Source organism: Oleiphilus sp. HI0067 (assembly GCF_001635735.1).
The window spans coordinates 1-755 of record NZ_LWFI01001604.1 but is presented as its reverse complement, the minus strand read 5'-3'; the positions used below and the strand labels follow the sequence as shown (position 1 = coordinate 755).

The 755-nt window shown below is 47.8% G+C and carries 1 protein-coding gene; it reads left to right on the top strand.

Annotated features, from left to right (window positions below; all coding sequences use genetic code 11):
- The coding region (locus A3739_RS26020; protein ID WP_068503312.1) for a M23 family metallopeptidase at positions 1–755 on the top strand (755 nt) is incomplete at both ends.

Sequence of the window (755 nt, the reverse complement as noted above, 5' to 3'; positions counted from 1 at the left end):
ATATTATTATTGTTGGAAAGCGCCATGGTCAATCGCGAAGCCTGAAGCTTGGGTCAGGTTCGGTGGCGATGTTGGGTGCAGGGTTCTGTCTATTTGCTTTAGCGCTCTTTGGTTCAGGCCTCTATCTCGCACATAGCTATTATGGGGAGCGAGACGGGCTTGTGGATGCACGCGTCAAAGCAGCTTGGGCTGCAACACTTGCCGAACAGAAGGCTGAGTTAAAGCAATTGCAGGAGCAAAGTCGTCAACGATTGGATGCATTAACTCTTAAAATGGGTGATATGCAGGCGAGGCTTTATCGATTAGATGCCTTAGGTCAGCGTTTAACGGATGTTGGTAAACTGAAAAGTGGTGAATTCGACTTTGAGTCACAACCTTCTGTTGGTGGCCCTATCCCAAGCGAATATTCCGAGTCCTATACAGTTCAAGGTTTTGAAACAGAGCTGTCAAACCTCTCTCAAACCATTTCTGATCGCGAGCAGCAACTAGCGATTATGGAACAGCTATTCCAGCAAAAGGATATCGCAAACCAGGTGTTTATTGCTGGTCGTCCAATCAAGTGGGGCTGGATGTCTTCCCCTTATGGTTATCGTAGTGACCCCTTTACTGGAAAGCGGACTTGGCATGCGGGTGTTGATTTCGCAGGGAAGGACGGCAGCGATATCATTTCTGTTGCTGCTGGTGTGGTGACTTGGTCAGGCGATCGATACGGTTATGGCAACTTAGTTGAAGTGAATCATGGTAATGGTTACTCG